The 15,960-nt window shown below is 73.5% G+C and carries 12 protein-coding genes; 7 read left to right on the top strand and 5 right to left on the bottom strand.

Features of this window, described 5'->3' with window-relative positions; all coding sequences use genetic code 11:
* Positions 1–1,383 (top strand): NAD-glutamate dehydrogenase domain-containing protein (locus tag AB0H83_RS50070; RefSeq protein WP_360110518.1); only part of this gene is annotated, 1,383 nt, incomplete at its 5' end.
* Between the two features lie 55 nt (positions 1,384–1,438).
* Here AB0H83_RS50070 and AB0H83_RS50075 read toward each other — a convergent pair.
* Together AB0H83_RS50075 and AB0H83_RS50080 are read right to left on the bottom strand one after the other, a co-directional pair.
* Positions 1,439–2,380 carry a type IV toxin-antitoxin system AbiEi family antitoxin domain-containing protein gene (locus AB0H83_RS50075; RefSeq protein WP_360110521.1) on the bottom strand — a complete coding sequence of 314 codons (942 nt, stop codon included), beginning with the start codon at positions 2,378–2,380 and terminating at the stop codon, positions 1,439–1,441.
* A gap of 129 nt (positions 2,381–2,509) precedes the next feature.
* Complete coding sequence (locus AB0H83_RS50080; RefSeq protein WP_360110524.1) at positions 2,510–3,961, bottom strand: glycoside hydrolase family 3 N-terminal domain-containing protein; 1,452 nt, start codon at positions 3,959–3,961, stop codon at positions 2,510–2,512.
* A gap of 185 nt (positions 3,962–4,146) precedes the next feature.
* On the opposite strand from AB0H83_RS50080, the gene AB0H83_RS50085 reads away from it, so the two are divergent.
* The gene (locus tag AB0H83_RS50085; protein ID WP_360110527.1) at positions 4,147–5,319 is read left to right on the top strand and encodes an ROK family transcriptional regulator; all 1,173 of its coding nucleotides are present in this window, start codon (positions 4,147–4,149) and stop codon (positions 5,317–5,319) included.
* 81 nt (positions 5,320–5,400) lie between these two features.
* Here AB0H83_RS50085 and AB0H83_RS50090 read toward each other — a convergent pair whose 3' ends face one another.
* Both AB0H83_RS50090 and AB0H83_RS50095 read right to left on the bottom strand, forming a co-directional pair.
* Positions 5,401–6,402, bottom strand: a complete 1,002-nt coding sequence (locus tag AB0H83_RS50090; protein ID WP_360110530.1) for an ABC transporter permease subunit — start codon at positions 6,400–6,402, stop codon at positions 5,401–5,403.
* Complete coding sequence (locus tag AB0H83_RS50095; RefSeq protein ID WP_360110532.1) at positions 6,399–7,424, bottom strand: ATP-binding cassette domain-containing protein; 1,026 nt, start codon at positions 7,422–7,424, stop codon at positions 6,399–6,401. Before AB0H83_RS50095 ends, AB0H83_RS50090 begins: the two co-directional genes overlap by 4 nt.
* Before the next feature lie 79 nt (positions 7,425–7,503).
* Between AB0H83_RS50095 and AB0H83_RS50100 the strand changes: the two genes are divergently transcribed.
* Complete coding sequence (locus tag AB0H83_RS50100) at positions 7,504–8,286, top strand: ABC transporter ATP-binding protein (protein ID WP_360110535.1); 783 nt, start codon at positions 7,504–7,506, stop codon at positions 8,284–8,286.
* A 46-nt stretch (positions 8,287–8,332) separates the two neighbouring features.
* Here the strand turns inward: AB0H83_RS50100 and AB0H83_RS50105 are convergent, their stop codons facing one another.
* On the bottom strand, positions 8,333–9,106 hold the full coding sequence (locus AB0H83_RS50105; protein ID WP_360110538.1) for an enoyl-CoA hydratase-related protein: 774 nt from the start codon (positions 9,104–9,106) through the stop codon (positions 8,333–8,335).
* Between the two features lie 62 nt (positions 9,107–9,168).
* Here AB0H83_RS50105 and AB0H83_RS50110 point away from each other — a divergent pair, with 62 nt between their 5' ends.
* The 4 genes from AB0H83_RS50110 (at position 9,169) to AB0H83_RS50125 (ending at position 15,675) form a co-directional block, all read left to right on the top strand.
* Positions 9,169–9,639 (top strand): DUF6232 family protein, encoded by a 471-nt coding sequence (locus AB0H83_RS50110; RefSeq protein WP_360110541.1) that lies wholly within the window; start codon positions 9,169–9,171, stop codon positions 9,637–9,639.
* A gap of 17 nt (positions 9,640–9,656) precedes the next feature.
* The gene (locus AB0H83_RS50115; RefSeq protein WP_360110544.1) at positions 9,657–11,627 is read left to right on the top strand and encodes an Hsp70 family protein; all 1,971 of its coding nucleotides are present in this window, start codon (positions 9,657–9,659) and stop codon (positions 11,625–11,627) included.
* 33 nt (positions 11,628–11,660) lie between these two features.
* On the top strand, positions 11,661–13,844 hold the full coding sequence (locus tag AB0H83_RS50120) for an Hsp70 family protein (protein ID WP_360110547.1): 2,184 nt from the start codon (positions 11,661–11,663) through the stop codon (positions 13,842–13,844).
* 208 nt (positions 13,845–14,052) lie between these two features.
* Positions 14,053–15,675: an acetolactate synthase gene (locus tag AB0H83_RS50125; RefSeq protein ID WP_360110550.1), complete on the top strand. Its 1,623-nt coding sequence runs from the start codon at positions 14,053–14,055 to the stop codon at positions 15,673–15,675.
* Positions 15,676–15,960 lie beyond the last annotated feature (285 nt).

The following is a 15,960-nucleotide window of genomic DNA, read 5'->3' on the forward strand; positions in this document are numbered from 1 at the left end:
GGCGGCGGCCGCATCGCCACCGACTTCATCGACAACTCCGCCGGCGTCGACTGCTCCGACCACGAGGTCAACATCAAGATCCTGCTCGACCGCGCTGTCGCCGCGGGCGAGCTGGACCGGGCCGAGCGCAACCCGCTGCTGGCGCAGATGACCGACGAGGTCGGCAGGCTCGTCCTGCGTGACAACTACGACCAGGCCACCGCGCTGGGCAACGCCCGGGCTCAGTCCCGGTCGCTGCTACCGGTGCACAAGCGGCTCATCGCCGAGCTGGAGCGCCGCGGCCAGCTCGACCGGGTCCTGGAGGGGCTGCCGACCGACGAGGAGCTCGACTCCCGCGCCGCGCTCGGCGTCGGCCTGACCTCGCCCGAGTTCGCGGTCATGCTCTCCTACGTGAAGATCGGCCTCGAGCACGAGATCCTCGACTCCGGCCTGCCGGACGAGGAGTGGACCAACGAGGTGCTCGTCGGCTACTTCCCGACCGCGCTGCGCGAGCGGTTCGCCGAGGCGATGGCCGAGCACCCGCTGCGCCGCGAGATCGTCACCACGGCCGTGGTCAACGAGGCGGTCAACCGGGGCGGCACGTCGTTCTTCCACCGCGCGTCGGAGGAGACCGGCGCAGGCTCGGCCGACGTGCTGCGCGCCTCCGTCGTGATCCGCGAGGTCTACGGGCTCAACGCGCTGCGCACAGCCGTCGAGGACCTCGACAACCAGATCCCGACCGAGTCGCAGACCGAGGTGTACCTGGAGATCCGGCGGCTGCTCGACCGGACGGTGCGCTGGCTGGTCTCCAACCGCCGCCTGCCGATCGACGTGCCCGGCGAGATCGCCCGGCTGCGCCCCGGCATCTCCCGGCTGCTCGGCGAGATCGACACGCTGTTCCGGGGCCGCGAGCGCGACGCCCTGCGGGCCAACACCGTCCGGCTGCGCGAGCTCGGCCTGCCCGACCACCTGGCCGAGCAGACCACCCGCATCATGTACGGCTTCGGCCTGCTCGACATCGTCGAGGTCGCCTCCCAGACCGGCCGTGACGTCAACGAGGTGGCCACGGTCTACTACGTGCTCTCGGAGCGCTTCCGCGTCGACAACCTGCTGTCGAAGATCTCCGACCTGCCCCGCGAGGACCGCTGGCAGACCCTGGCCCGCATGGCGCTGCGCTACGACCTGTACGCGGCGCTGGCGGCCCTCACCGCCGAGGTCCTCAACGGCACGGCCCCCTCCGAGGACGCCGAGGCCCGCGTCGACGAGTGGGAGCAGAGCAACGCCACGTCGATCGCCCGCACCCGCAACGCCATCGGCGAGTTCGGCGAGTCCCCCGGGGACCTGGCCGCCCTCTCCGTGCTCCTGCGCCAGATCCGCACCCTGGTCCGGGCCTCCGCAGCGTAGTTCTCCCATGATCCCGAACGGTTCTGGTAGCCAGGGCTACCGGAACCGTTCGGGATCATGAGCGGCGGCGGGTGGTGCGGCGAGCCGGGCAGCCGGGGCGGTGGCAGGGCTGGATGCGGCCGGTCCAGCCGCCGGCGCGGAGTGCCCGGGCGACCTGGATCGCGGTGGCGCAGGGGGTCACCACGTCTCCCCAGCCGTAGCGCAGCGTCCGGTGCCCGCCGGCGGCAGCCTCGTTGTCCCGCCGGCGGTCATGGTGGCGGCGGTCCTCGGGGTGGTACGCCCTGCCGTCCAGCTCGACGACCGTGGCGAACCTCCGGTACTCCACATCGCGGTAGAACCCTTGCCGGTGGGCCTGCCGCCGGCCGGTCGGCAGGCGGTGGGCGCGCTCCACGTCACGGAGGTAGCGCAGCTCCAGGACCGAGTGCGCGCCGGCCACGGCGTCGTCCACGACGCTCTCCAGCAGCCGCCGCCAGCGCAGCTTCCTGCGCTGGCGGAGTGCGGCCGCCAGCCGCTGCGGGGTGGTCAGCCGCCGGGCACAGGCCCTGGTGACCCAGCCGATCGCGTCGTCGAGGCGCCGCTGTCGGCCGGCGAGGTCCAGGACGGTCTCCTCGACGCGGGTGCGCCGCAATGCCGGGCCGGGGTGGGTGGCCGCGTCGACCCGCTGGCAGATGTGCACGACGACGCCCGGGGTCGGCGGCATCCGCCGGTTCGCGGGGACGGTGACGTGCACGTGGTCGGCCGGATGGTCGAGCAGGCCGTGCAGCTCGGCCGCCGTTTCGTGGCTGAGCGCCGAGCCGGCCCCGGCCCGCAGCTGCACCGCCCAGAGCTGGGCCGCCCGCGGTGGCTCACCAGTGAAGGTCTGGTAGACACCGCGGAAGACCCTCTTCCAGCGCCCGGCGTCGACGTGCGCGCGGATCGTGCCCTCGCTCAGGCCGGCCGCGCGGGCCTGCGCCCGGGTCACCATGCCGGCCTGCTCCTGCACAACCTCATCAAGCACCCGGCCAGCATGTCCACGGGCGGACTCCCGGCGGAAGCATCAACCTCCACCTGTGGATAACCCCGCTCATGATCCCGAATGGTTCCGGTGGCCCTGGCTACCAGGACCATTCGGGATCATGAGGGGGCTTCAGGCGGCGAGGCCGAGGGTCTCGGCGGCGGCGCGGCCGTTGGCGTGGCTGGCGCCCCAGGTGGTGATGAAGGCGCGGGCGTTCGCCGGGCGCCACGAGGACGGCCAGCCCATCTCGACGACGGTGACGGGGTGGGTGGCGGCCAGGGTCTCGACCAGGGCGCGGGCGCCCGGCAGGCGGTGGACGTTGCGGCCAACGACCACGATCGGGCGGGCGCCGGCCGCGGCGCGCAGCTCCTCGGGGGCGGCCTGCTCGGCCACGACGCGGATCTGCTCGGTGCCGTTGACGTGCGGGCCGAGGCCCCACGGGACGCGACCGGCGGCGATCGACGACTCCGACTCCAGCTGGACGATCAGCGGGGCGGCGGAGCGATCTACGGAGCCCTCGATGCGCACCGCGCTGAGCGCTGCCGGGTACCCGAGGCCGGGCTCCTCCCGGTCGGTGCGGTCGCCCTGGCGGGTCCAGTCGGACAGCGCTTGGACGCGGGCCACGGCCTCCTCCAGGCGGGCGAGGGGCAGGCGGCCGTCCTGGACGGCGTCGACGATCTCGTCGACGCAGGCGAGGGTGAGTTTCTCGTCGACGTCGGCGCCGACGCAGAGCAGGTCGGCGCCGGCGGCGAGGGCGAGCACGGCACCCGCCTGGGTGCTGCCGGCGTAGCGGGCGGCGCCGAGCATCTCCAGGGCGTCGGTGACGACGACGCCGGTGAAGCCGAGCTCGGTGCGCAGCAGGTCGACGAGGACGGCCCGGCTGAAGGTGGCCGGGGCGTCGCCGGTGAGGGCGGGCACCCGGATGTGCGCACTCATGATCGACTTGGTGCCCGCCTCGACGGCCGCGACGAAGGGTGGCAGCTCGCGGCCGCGCAGCTCGTCAGCGGTGATGTCGACGGTGGGCAGCTCCAGGTGCGAGTCGGCGAGGGTCGCGCCGTGGCCGGGGAAGTGCTTGGCGCAGGCGGCCACCCGGGCGCTCTGCAGGCCGTGGATGGCGGCGGCGGTGTGCGCGGCGACCAGGTGCGGGTCGGCGCCGAAGCTGCGGGTGCCGATGATCGGGTTGTCGTCGGCGGTGTTGACGTCGACGGTCGGTGCCAGGTTGAGGTTGAGCCCCAGCTGGTCGAGCTCGGCGCCGATGGTGCGGTACACGCGGCGGGTGATCGCCGGGTCACCCAGCGCGCCGAGGGCGGCGTTGCCCGGGTACGGGCTGCCGAGGCGGTGCGCCAGGCGGGTGACGTCACCGCCCTCCTCGTCGATGGCGATGAGCACGCCGTCGCGGGCGGCGTGCAGCTCGGCGGTGAGCGCGGCGACCTGGTCGCGGTCCACGATGTTGTAGCCGAACAGCAGGTGTCCTGCCATCCCCTCGGCGACCAGGTCGACGGCCCAGGCGGGGGGCTGGGCGCCCGGGAATGCGCCGAGCAGCGTGCCCAGCGCCAGCCGGCGGAGTCCTGGATCGTTCGACACGGTGTTCCCCCCTCAGCGCCTGGACCAGTGTTGGACACTCGTCGGACGCGCTAGCCACGATCGTAAGAGCTTTTTGACCGGTTGTGCGTAGGCCGTGCGGGTGGTGTGACCGTACGCTTTCCGGTATAGGTTGCCCGAGGCAATCTAATAGGAAAGTTTCTTAAATACTAGGGGTGTTCATCACCATGAGTTCTGCTCGTCTTCCCGGCACCCCTAGGTTGCTGCGCGCGCTCAACGACCGCGCCGCCCTCGAGCTGCTGCTCAGCAAGGGTCCGCTGACCCGCGCGCAGCTCGGCGAGTTGACCGGGCTGTCCAAGGTCACCGCGTCCCAACTGGTGGAGCGCCTCGAGGAGCGCGGCCTGGTGACGCGGGTCGGTGAGCAGGCCGGCGGCCGCGGGCCCAACGCGCAGATGTACGCCGTGGTCCCCGCCACCGCGTACGTCGTGGGCGTCGACGCCGGGCCGCAGCACGTCGTGGCCGGCGTGGCGGACATCACGGGCAAAATCGTCGGTCGCACGGACGTGTCGATCGGCGAGGGCGACGACCCGGTCAAGGTCGTGCACGCCGCGGTGGTCGAGGCGGCGGCCGAGGCCGGTGCGCCGATCGAGCGCATCCGCCGCATCGTGCTCGGCACCCCGGGCCTGGTCGACCCGAAGAGCGGCGAGATCACGTTCGCCTGGGACCTGCCGCGCTGGCACCGCGGGCTGCTCACGGCGCTGCGCGAGGACCTCGGCCGGCCCGTCGTGTTCGAGAACGACGTGAACCTTGCCGCCATCGCCGAGCAGCACAGCGGCGCCGCGATCGGCGCGAAGGACTTCGTCCTGGTGTGGCTCGACCGCGGTGTCGGCACCGCCGTCGTCCTCGGCGGCCGGCTGCACCGCGGCAGCGTCGGCGCGGCCGGCGAGATCGGCTACCTGCCGGTCGCCGGCACCCAGGTGAGCCGCGACGCGTCGCGCCGGGCCAAGAGCGGGTTCCGGATGCTCACCGACGCCGCGGCGGTCAAGGCGGTCGCCAAGTCGCACGGCTTCAAGGCCTCCAGCGCGGGCGAGGCGATCAGGGCCGCCATCGCCGCCGGCACCGCCGGCAGCCCGTTCCTCGACGAGCTGGCCCGCCGCATCTCCCTCGGCGTGGCGTCGGTCGGGCTGGTGCTCGACCCCGAGCTGGTGGTGCTCGCCGGCGAGATCGGCCAGGCCGGCGGCGCGGACCTCGCGCAGCGGGTGCAGCACGAGGTCGCCGCGATCGCCGTGGTGTCCCCGCGGGTCGTGGCCACCGAGGTGGCCGGCGAGCCCGTGCTCAACGGCGCCATCCTCACCGGCCTCGACGCCGTGCGCGAGGAGGTCTTCGGCGACACCGCCTGACGGCCGGGCGCCACTGCCGGGCGCTGGGCGGCGCTGCCGGGCAGCACCGCCCGGCAGCCAGCCGGGCCGCCGCCCGGTTGGTCAGTTCGTGTCGCGCCGGTGCATCGCGGTGAACGCGCCGGCCAGCAGGACCCCCACGACCAGCGCGAAAACGGCGCCGGCCTGCGGCCAGGTGCCCGACGACAGGATGGTGGCCGGCACGCAGCCCTGGTCGTCGCAGGACGCCGGGGCGCCCTCGAACGTGTGCGACTTGTTCAGCCACGCCGACACCCAGCTCGACAGCCGGAACTTCGCCATGTAGTCGACGCCGCCGATCAGTTCGGACAGGATGAGCGTGCCCAGCTCGTACACCAGCAGATAGGCGATCCCGACGCCCAGCGCGGTGGACGTGTGGCGCCCCATCGAGGCGATCGCGAAGCCCAGCGCGGTGCCGGCCATGGCCAGCAGCGTCACCCTGACCCCGGTGAGCAGCAGCGACGTCCAGTCGGACAGTCCCATCACGCTGACCGTGTCGTTGAGGGCGTCGACCGCCACGAACGCCCCGCTCCAGGCCGCCAGGTACACCACCGACATCAGCCCGACCCCGGCACAGGCCGCGATCAGCTTGCCGGCCAGGACCGCGCCCCGGCGCGGCGCCCACAGCAGCAGGTTGAGCATGCCGCCGGAGCTCCACTCCACGCCCACGAACGACGCGCCGAGCACGAACCCCGCGACCGTCAGCACGATCGCCGCGGTCGTGTACAGCTGCGGCCACTGGCGGGCGAACGAGAAGCCGAAGTCCAGCATCGACTCGGTGGTGGGGCGCGGGCCGTAGTCGCAGCCGCGGGGGAAGTCCACCCCGGCCGGCGCGGGCTGGGTGCCGCTCTGCACGGCCTCGCACAGCTCGACGTTGCGGTCGTAGAGGACGGCCGCGGCCTGGGCGCGCTCGCCCGCCGTGCGCAGCTCCTCGGCGGTCGGGTCGCTACGGGTCAGCGTGAAGCCGAACGTCAGGAACGCCAGCAGCGTGGCGATGAGCACCAGCGTCACCAGCGTGACCCGGCGGCTGAACAGGCGGGTCCACTCGGCCCGCAGCAGCTGCGTCATGCGTGCCGTCCGTTCTCGATGACCTGCCCGGTGACCTCGAACGGCGGCTCGGGCGCGGGCCCGTCGCGGTCGGGCCAGTCGGAGTTGTCGACCGGGCGGAACTGGCCGCGGCGCGGGCCGCCGCCGGTCAGGCTGAGGAACGCGTCCTCCAGCTGCGCGACCGGGGCGAGCTCGCGCACCCACAGGTCGTGCAGGCCGAGGGCGCGCGACACCCAGGCCGGGTCGGCGAGGTCGTGCACGACGATCTGGTCGCCGGAGACCGTGATCTGGGCGCCGGCGTCGGCGAGGATCTGCGCGGCCCGGGGCAGGTCGTCGACGCGGACCCGGTAGGTGCCGCGGTCGTTGGCGGCGAGCACCTGCGACACCGCCCCGGCGGCGACCCGGCGGCCACGGGAGATGATCGTGACCGAGTCGCAGGTCTGCTGGATCTCGGCGAGGATGTGGCTGGAGATGATGATGGTCGCGCCGCGGTCGGCGTGCTCGCGCAGCAGGTCGCGCATCTCGCGGATGCCGGCCGGGTCCAGCCCGTTGCTCGGCTCGTCGAGGATCAGCAGCTCGGGGTCCTTGAGCAGGGCCGAGGCCACCGCGAGGCGCTGCTTCATGCCGAGGGAGTAGGTCTTGACGAAGTCCTCGGCGCGGTTGGCCAGGCCGACCTGGTCGAGGACCACGTCCACCCGGTGCTTCGGTACCCCACCCGCCTTGGCCAGCAGCAGGAGCGTCTTGTGCGCGGTGAAGTTGCCGAAGAACGCCGGTGCCTCGACGATCGCGCCGACCCGCGACACCACCTGCGGCAACATCCTCGGCACGGGCTGGCCGAGGATGCGCATGTGACCGGAGTTGGCCCGCAGCAACCCCAGCAGCGTCTTCAGCGTCGTGCTCTTGCCCGACCCGTTCGGACCCAGGAACCCGTGGATCTGCCCCTGGTGAACCTCCATGTCGAGGTGGTCCAGCGCGACCCTCGGCTTGCCGAACAGCGTCTGGTACGTCTTCACCAGACCGGCGATTTCCAGTACGGCACTCATCCAGGCGCACGATACGGCGTTTGTACCGTGCATGGGGGGCCAGGCCGTGGCCGGGGCGGGGACGTGGTTGGATTGGCTCGTGTCTGATGACCTTGTCATCGCGGTCGACAAAGCGACGGTGACCCGCAACCGGTCCGACCTCATCCGATCGGTGAGCTGGCAGGTCGAGCTCGACGAGCGCTGGGTCGTGCTCGGCCCCAACGGCGCCGGCAAGACCACGCTGCTCAACCTCGCCGGGGCCCGGCTGTACCCGACCCGCGGCACGGTGACCGTGCTGGGGGAGAAGCTCGGCCGCACCAACATCAACGAGCTCAAGACCCGGCTCGGGTTCTCCTCCGCCGGGCTGCAGCTGCCGCCCGACGAGACGGTCCGTGACGTCGTCGTCACCGCCTCCTGGGCGGTCGTGGGGCGCTTCACCGAGCGGTACGACCGCATGGACGAGGCCAGGGCGCAGGCGCTGCTGGAGCAGTTCGGCGTCGGCGCGCTCGCCGACCGGCTCTACGGCACCCTGTCCGAGGGCGAGCGCAAACGGGTGCAGATCGCCCGGTCCCTCATGGTCGACCCGGAGCTGCTCCTGCTCGACGAGCCGGCCGCCGGGCTGGACCTCGGCGCCCGCGAGGACCTGGTCCGGCGGCTGTCGGAGCTCGCCGCCGACCCGGACTCGCCGGCGATCGTGCTCGTCACGCACCACGTCGAGGAGATCCCGCCGGGGTTCACCCACGCGCTGCTGATGCGCGACGGCGGCGTCGTGGCGCAGGGGCTGCTCAGGGACACCGTGACGGCGGAGAACCTCTCCAAGACGTTCGGGCTGCCGCTGGGACTGTCGATCGTGGACGGTCGCTACCACGCCCAGGCGGTCTAGGGACAGCCGGGCCGGCGCCTCGCGCCGACCCGCGACCCCGGGGTTGTCAGCCGAAGTTGGGCTTGCGCTTCTCGATGAACGCGTTCATGCCCTCGGTCTTGTCCTCGGTGCCGAACAGCGCCGCGAACAGCTGGCTCTCCCAGACCAGGCCGGAGGCGAGATCCATGTCCAGGCCGCCGTCGACGGCGAGCTTCGCGGCCCGCAGCGCGTGCCTCGGCCCGTGCACGTAGGGCTCGACCATGGCCTTCGCCGTCGCGTACACCTCCGCCGCCGGGACCACCTTGTCGGCCAGGCCGATCGCCAGCGCCTCCGCGGCCTTCACGAACCGCCCGGACATGATCAGCTCCTTGGCGCGGGCCGGGCCGACGAGCCGCGCCAGCCGCTGCGTGCCACCCGCCCCCGGGATGACGCCGAGAGTGATCTCCGGCAGGCCCAGGGTCGCGTCCTCGGCGACCACCCGCCAGTCGGCGGTCAGCGCGAGCTCGCAGCCGCCGCCGAGCGCGTACCCGGTGACGGCGGCGACGACCGGCTTCGGGATGCGGGCCACGGCGTCGAGCGCACCGGTGAGCGCCGGGCCCCACGACGACATCTCGGAGTAGCCCATGACGGCCATCTCCTTGATGTCGGCGCCGGCGGCGAAGACCTTGTCTCCCCCGTACAGGATGACCGCCCGCACCTCGGGGTCGGCCGTCGCCGCGTCCGCCACCTCGCGCAGCTCCTCCTGGATCCGCTTGTTCAGCGCGTTGACCGGTGGACGGTCCAGCCGGATCGTGCCGATACCGTCCTCGATCTCCAGCCGGACCAGTCTGCTGTCGCCCACATTGTCTCCTCAACGTCGTTGTCGTTGCCCGCAGCGTATTCCGGCGTACCGTCGGATGTGCCATGGCGACCACGTACTACCGCGACCAGCAGGTGCACATCAGCTCCGAGGGTGTGCGCGTCGATGACGCGTGGTATCCGCTGGAGACCCTCACCTACATCTGGCACCGCCGCTCCGGCCGGCTCGTGCAGGGCGCGTACATGCTGGCCACCCGCGGCGGCGCGGTCGCGCTGATCATCGGCCTGATCGTCGCCGGTGGCGTCGCCGCCAGACGGATCGACTTCACCGGCCCGGACTCCACGATGTACATCGCGGGCGGCATCCTCGGCATCATCGTGATCGGCGGGATCGTCGCGTTCAGCGTCGAGGGCCTGCTCGAACTGCTCGACCGCGCGCACGACCACGGCAAGGGCGTCCACGAGATCTGGGTGCGCACCCGCGCCGGCGACGCCATCATGTACTCGACCACCGACTCGCCCAAGTTCGGGCAGATCTACCGGGCCCTGCAGCGGGCCGTCGAGCAGTCCGCGTAGCCCTTAGGATTTCCGGCATGGTGGTCCTGGGTGTGGACTTCGGCACGTCGCACACCGTGGCCGTGGCCCGCTGGCCCGACGGCCGGGCCCGCCCCCTGCTCTTCGACGGCACGCCGCTGCTGCCGTCCGCGACGTTCTGGGACGACGGTGAGCTGGTCGTCGGCCGCGACGCGGTGCACAGCGCCCGCCGCGCGCCGGCCAGCTTCGAGCCCAACCCGAAGCGCCGCATCGACGACGGTCACGTGCTCCTCGGCGACCGTGAGGTGCCCGTGCACGACCTGCTCGTCGCGGTCTTCCAGCGGGTCCGCGCCGAGTTCACCCGCACCGCCGGCGGGCCACCGGTGAGCGTCACCGTGACGCACCCCGCCAACTGGGCCTCCACCCGCCGCAAGGCCCTCGCGGCGGCGGTGCGGGCCGCCGAGCTGCCCGACGCGACCCTGGTGCCCGAGCCGGTGGCGGCCGCGACCTACTTCGTGCGGGTCCTGCGCCACCTGGTGCCCGTCGGCTCCGCCGTGGTCGTGTACGACCTGGGCGCCGGCACCTTCGACGGCAGCGTCGTGGCGCGTACCCGGGAAGGTTTCGAGGTGCTCGCCGTCGACGGCCGTGACGACCTGGGCGGCCTCGACTTCGACGAGGTCGTGCTCGCCATGATCGGCCGTACCCTGCCGGCGGAGCGCTGGCAGCGGCTGACGGCGCCGTCGACGATCGAGGAGGCCAGGGCCGCCCGGGCGCTGCGCGACGAGGTCCGCGAGGCCAAGGAGCGGCTGTCGCGCACCTCCTCCGTCACGGTCCTGGTGCCGCTGCTGGACGTCGACGTCCAGCTCACCCGGGAGGAGTTCGACGTGGCGGCCCGGCCGCTCGTGGAGCGCACCGTGCGGGTGCTGACCGAGACGGTCCGGCTGTCGCGGGTCACGCCCGAGCAGGTCGCGGGGATCTTCCTGGTCGGCGGGGCGAGCCAGATCCCGTTGGTCGCCACCGAGCTGCACCGCGCGTTCGGCAAGCCGCCGGTGACGATCGAGCAGCCGGAGATGGTGGTCGCCGAGGGCAGCGTCCTGGTCGGTGCGCGGGTCGACAAGCCCTCGGGCGCGTCGGTGCCGGCGGCCCGGCCGCCGTCCGGCGGGGCCGCGCGCGGGGTGCCTTCGGGTGCCGTCGCGGGGCGGGCCGTGGTGCCGTCGGGCGCCGAGCCCGTCTCCAGGGGTGCGGCGCCGGTGCTTCCCGCCGGCGCGGCGCCGGTCGTGGCGTCCGCGCCGGTCAATTTGCCGGTGGTGCCGCCGGGGTCGCCGGTGGTGCCGCCGGGTGCGCTTCCCGTGTCGCCCGCCGCAGGGCCGGTCGGGGTGGCGCCGGTCTCCGGTGCCCGGGCGCCGGTGTCGCCGGGTGCGGTGCCCGTCAGCCCCGTTCCGTTCAGTCCCGCGCCGCCGGTACACCGGATGCCGCCCCAACGGCCGTATCCGCCTCCGCGGCCCGTGTACTACCAGCCACCGCCACCGGCCGTGGTCTACGTGCCGCAATACGTCATGCCCCCGCCGCGCCGGATCGCACCGGGAACGATCCGCTGGCCCGCGGGCTTCCTGACGCTGTACGGCGTGCTGATGTACATCTCGACCGCCATCTCCGGCATCGTGCTGATCGCCGCCAAACTGCCGCAATCCGACTTCAGGGTGCCGGAGCGGGCGTGGGAGACCGCGTTGTACGGCACGCTGGCCACCCTCGCGCTCGCGGTGCTGTTCACGCACGGCGCCCGGCGGCTGCGCCGGGGCACCAACGGGCACCTCTGGTATCCGATCACGCTGTGCCTGCTCGTCGCCGCGGGTGCGGCGTTCACCGCCTCGGAGTCGCACCAGCCGGCCTGGTCCGTGCTCGCCCTGGTCTACCTCGGCTCGGCGCTGCTGCTCCTGCTGCCCAGCGCGCGGGCCTGGGTCCGTCCGCCGCGCGCTCCCGCCCCGCCGGACCCGTCAGTCGGCAACGCGACCGGAGCCGCCGAGGTGTGAGAAGAGTCGTACCCGGCGCCTAGACTTCGGGGCATGCCAACGCCAGGGATCCGGCTCGGTGTCGACTTCGGCACCTCCAACACCGTCGCCGTGGTGCGGTGGCCGGACGGGCGGTCCCGGGCGCTGCTGTTCGACGGCTCTCCGCTGCTGCCCTCCGCTGTCTATGCCGAGCCCGGCGGCACCGTCATCGTCGGCCGCGACGCCGTGCACAGCGCCCGGCTGGAGCCGGCCCGCTTCGAGCCCAACCCGAAGCGCCGCATCGACGACGGCACCGTGCTGCTCGGCGACCGTGAGATCCCGGTCAACGACCTGGTGGCGACCGTCCTGCGGCGGGTCCGCGACGAGTGGACGCGCACCGTCGGTGACGTCGCGTCCGAGGTGACGGTGACATTCCCGGCGTCGTGGGGCGCGACCCGGCGGCTCGCCGTCGCCGACGCCGCGGCCGCCGCCGGCCTGGGCCGGGTGCGGCTGGTGCCGGAGCCCGTCGCGGCCGCCGCCTACTTCACCCAGGTGCTCGGCAAGGACGTGCCCGTCGGCTCGGTCGTGGTCGTGCACGACTTCGGCGCCGGCACGTTCGACGCCAGCGTCGTGGCCCGCACCCGCGACGGCTTCGAGGTCCTCGCGGTCGACGGCCGCGACGACATCGGCGGCATCGACCTCGACAACGCGATCGTCGCGCACATCGGCGCGATCTGCGAGGCACAGTCGCCCCAGGAGTGGCAGCGGTTGATGAGCCCGCAGACGATCGAGGACCGCCGGGCGCGGCGGCTGCTGTTCGACGATGCCCGCGTGGCGAAGGAGCGCCTGTCCCGCCAGCCGGCCTCCGACCTGACCGTGCCGCTGCTCAACATCGACGTGCACCTCACCCGCGACGAGCTGGAGCGCCTCGCGCAGCCGCTGCTGGAGCAGACGGTCCGCGTCACGCAGGGCGTCATGCGCTGGGCGCAGCTGAGCGAGGGCAGCGTCGCGGGCGTCTTCCTGGTCGGCGGCTCCAGCCGTATGCCGCTGGTCGGCACGTTGCTGCACCGCGCCCTGGGCACCGCGCCCGCGGTGATCGAGCAGCCCGAGCTGGTCGTCGCCGAGGGCAGCATGCTGACCGGCTCGACGGAGATCCAGGCGACGGCGGAGCCGGCCCCGGGACCGGCGACGGGCGTGATGCCGCGGGTGCCGGGCTTCGACTGGCAACCACCGGCACCGACCTCAGGCGCCGGGCGGTCGGGTGCTGGGCTTGCGGGTGCTGGGGCGTCCGGCGCTGGACCGTCGGGAGCTGGGCAGTTCGGTGCGGCGCCGGGTGGTGCTGGGCAGTTCGGTGCGGCGCAGCCAGGGGTGGGTCCTTTCGGGGCGGGGCAACCGGGTGGTGGGGGCGCCGCTGGGCAGTCCGGTGCCGGCGGGGCGGCGGATGCGCCGTTGTGGCCCGAGGCGGGCACGTTCGCCGCGGAGTCCGCCGCGCCGATGTCCGGGGTGCCCATGTCGGGTCCACCGGTCTCGGCGCCGCCCGCAGGCGGGTTCTCGACCTATCCCGCGTCCGCGCCGCCCGGGAATTATGCGGGCAGCCAGACGTCGGCCCCATCGGGCAGCTATGGCGTGCCGACCTCCGGACCACCGGTGAACTACGGGCCGCCCGGCGGTGGCAATCAGCCGATGTCGGCGCCGCCGGCGACCTACGGCCAGCCGGCGCCGGGCCAGCAGGGCTACAACCAGCCCATGTCCGGGCCGCCGGCGACGCACAACCAGCCCATGTCCGGGCCGCCCGCCGGTTACAACCAGCCGATGTCCGGGCCGCCGGCGGCGTACAACCAGCCGATGTCGGGGCCGCCGGTCTCGGGGCCGCCGGTGTCGGCGCCGCCGAACCGGGCCGGGGGGCGGGTGTTCGTGTCGGGTGCCGGGGTGCCGGTGAGCCCGGGTGCGCCGGCCGAGCCCGCGACCCGCTACGACGACTACGGCAGCCCGATCCGCCAGCAGCCGGCCGTCCAGCAGCAGCGCGTCCGGCAGCAGCCCACGTACCAGGACCGGCGGTCCGCCGAGCGGCAGCCCGCCGAGCGGCGGCCGGTGAGCCAGGTCAGGCGGCGGGGGCCGTTCGCCCGTGCGATGCTCACCCTGCTGGTGCTGGTGCTGCTGATCGCGACCCCGGTTGTCGCCGGGTATGTCTCCTTCTACCTGACTGCCGACCACTGGCCGCCGCCGGCGGACACGTGGTTCGACTCAAACGCACCGTGACACTGCGGCGCACCGTGACACTGCGGCGCACCGTGACACTGCGGCGCACCGTGACACTGCGGCGCACCGTGACGCTGCGGCGCACCGTGACGCTGCGGTGCGCCGTGCCGACACGGTGTGCCGCGCAGACACCGTGCGTGGTGCAGGCCCCGCAAGCCGGTGAAAGTGAGTAACATTCGCATCGGTCAGAGCTGATCGAGGAGGGTGCATGACGCAGATCGACGGGCACGGCGGGGACCTGGCCCTGGCGGCGTTGCGGGGGTTCGGCGTCGAGGAGCTGTTCACGCTCTCCGGCGCCCACGTCTTCCCCCTGTACGACGCCGCCCACAAGACCGGCGTGCGGATCGTCGACGTGCGGCACGAGCAGTCGGCCGTCTTCGCCGCGGAGGCCGTCGCCAAGCTGCAGCGCCGTCCCGGGCTCGCCGTGCTCACCGCCGGACCGGGCGTCACCAACGGCGTGTCGGGGCTGACCAGCGCCTCGTTCAACGGCGCGCCGGTCGTGGTGATCGGCGGTCGGGCGCCGCAGTTCCGCTGGGGCTCGGGCAGCCTGCAGGAGATGGACCACCTGCCGATCGTCCGGGCGGTGACCAAGCACGCGGAGACGATCTTCAGCACCGACGAGGTCTACGCCAGGATGCAGGCGGCGGCACTGGCCGCGCTCACCCCGCACCGCGGCCCGGTGTTCGTCGACCTGCCGCTGGAAGTGGTGTTCTCGCAGGCGGACGGCGTCGAGGCGGCGCCTGCTCCGGCGGTACCGCACGAGGAGGCGGATCCCGAGGAGGTCGCGCGGGCGGTGCAGCTGCTCGCCGCCGCGCAGCGGCCCGTGATCATCGCGGGCTCCGACGTGTGGGCCGGTCACGCCACCGCGGCGCTGCGGGAGGCGGCCGAGGCGCTGCGCGTCCCCGTCTTCGCCAACGGCATGGGCCGGGGGACGCTGCCGCCGTCGCACCCGCTGGCGTTCTCCCGGGCGCGCAAGGCGGCGTTCGGCGGTGCGGACGTGATCGCCGTCATCGGCACCCCGCTGGACTTCCGGCTCGGCTTCGGCGACTTCGGCGGGGCGCAGGTCGTGCACGTCACCGACGCGCCGTCGCAGCGGGCCGGCCATGTCACGCCGGCCGCCGCGCCGTCGGGTGACCTGCGGGCGATCCTGGCGGCGTTCGCGTCGCACGGCGGGCTCGTCGCCGACCACGAGGAGTGGATCGAGGCGCTGCGGGCCGCGGAGGACGCCGGCCGGGCCCGGGAGCAGCAGGCCCTGGAGGCCGACACCGACCCGATCAAGCCCAGCCGCGTCTACGGTGAGCTGCGCAAGGTCCTCGCCGACGACGCCGTCACGATCGGCGACGGCGGCGACTTCGTGTCCTACGCCGGCAAGTACCTGGAGCCGTCGCAGCCGGGCACCTGGCTCGACCCCGGTCCGTACGGCTGCCTCGGCACCGGCATGGGCTACGCGATGGGGGCGCGGGTGACGTACCCGGACCGCCAGATCTGCGTGCTGATGGGCGACGGCGCCGCGGGCTTCTCGCTGATGGACGTCGAGTCGCTGGTCCGCCAGCAGCTGCCGGTCGTGATCGTGGTCGGCAACAACGGCATCTGGGGCCTGGAGAAGCACCCGATGCGCAACATCTACGGCTACGACGTCGCCGCCGACCTGCAGCCGGGCCTGCGCTACGACGACGTCGTCAAGGCCCTCGGCGGCGCCGGCGAGACCGTGGAGAAGCCGGCGGACCTCGCGGGCGCGTTCGAGCGGGCCTTCGCCTCGGGCGTGCCGTACCTGGTCAACGTGCTCACCGACCCCGAGGACGCGTACCCGAGGTCGTCCAACCTGGCGTAGGACCCTCGACCGGCACCGGCCGCGCGGTGCCCGGCGCGCCCGACGAGGCCGCCGGCCCGCGCGCCACGGCACGCTGGGATCGGGCCGGCACGGCATCGCCGGCGCTCGGGGCGGCGGAGATGAGGTGGCCGGCCCGTGCGCGGCCGGCACGGCATCGCCGGCGCTCGGGGCGGCGGAGATGAGGTGGCCGGCCCGTGCGCGGCCGGCACGGCACCGCCGGCGGCCGGGGCGTTGAAGGTGAAGCGGAACGTGGTCCTGAAGGAGTACGCCGGCGACATCGCCGCC

The organism is Dactylosporangium sp. NPDC050688, from assembly GCF_040654515.1.
Classification (GTDB): domain Bacteria; phylum Actinomycetota; class Actinomycetes; order Mycobacteriales; family Micromonosporaceae; genus Dactylosporangium.

Bases quoted from the DNA above. Each gene is read 5' to 3' on its own strand.
- AB0H83_RS50085 (WP_360110527.1), top strand. From the start codon at position 4,147: ATGAGTTCTGCTCGTCTTCCCGGCACCCCTAGGTTGCTGCGCGCGCTC.
- AB0H83_RS50090 (WP_360110530.1), bottom strand. From the start codon at position 6,402: ATGACGCAGCTGCTGCGGGCCGAGTGGACCCGCCTGTTCAGCCGCCGG.
- AB0H83_RS50095 (WP_360110532.1), bottom strand. From the start codon at position 7,424: ATGAGTGCCGTACTGGAAATCGCCGGTCTGGTGAAGACGTACCAGACG.
- AB0H83_RS50110 (WP_360110541.1), top strand. From the start codon at position 9,169: ATGGCGACCACGTACTACCGCGACCAGCAGGTGCACATCAGCTCCGAG.
- AB0H83_RS50115 (WP_360110544.1), top strand. From the start codon at position 9,657: ATGGTGGTCCTGGGTGTGGACTTCGGCACGTCGCACACCGTGGCCGTG.
- AB0H83_RS50120 (WP_360110547.1), top strand. From the start codon at position 11,661: ATGCCAACGCCAGGGATCCGGCTCGGTGTCGACTTCGGCACCTCCAAC.
- AB0H83_RS50125 (WP_360110550.1), top strand. From the start codon at position 14,053: ATGACGCAGATCGACGGGCACGGCGGGGACCTGGCCCTGGCGGCGTTG.